At 46.3% G+C, this 544-nt stretch carries 1 protein-coding gene; it reads left to right on the top strand.

What is annotated here, in order from left to right; translation table 11 throughout:
- Positions 1-544: group II intron maturase-specific domain-containing protein (locus tag AC0QHF_RS09275; protein ID WP_324703920.1), on the top strand; the 544-nt coding region annotated here is incomplete at both ends.

The following is a 544-nucleotide window of genomic DNA, read 5'->3' as shown; positions in this document are numbered from 1 at the left end:
GACTCCAACTTAAGCCGGAAAAGACAAGAATCTGTCATACACTAAGAGAAATCGAAGTGGACGGAGAAAAAGTTCCACCCGGATTCGATTTTTTGGGGTTCAATATCAGGCAATACCCAAAAGGGAAGCACACATCAGGGAAAAGTGGAGGACCCCACAATAGACTACTGGGGTTCAAAACCCACATCAAACCGGACAAGGAAGCAATCAAAGCCCATACTGAAAAGGTAAAAGAGGTGATTAGGAATCACAAAACAGCACCTCAAGCTGCCCTGATAAAACACCTCAACCCCATCATCACTGGATGGGCAAGGTACTACTCAGGGGTAGTCTCTAAGGAGATTTTCAGCAAGCTAGATAATATACTCTGGCAACAACTGCGGGCGTGGGTAGTGTCACGATGCGGAAACGCCGAATACAAAACGCTCAGGAAATACTACCGAACAGGAATGGCAAAACTGAGCAACGGGGACGAAAGGAAGGACAAGTGGATTTTCCAAACTAAAGATGGTCTACGACTCCAAAAACACGCCTGGACTCCCAT

Source organism: Lyngbya sp. CCY1209 (genome assembly GCF_055795065.1).
This window is presented reverse-complemented; position numbering and strand designations above follow the sequence as displayed.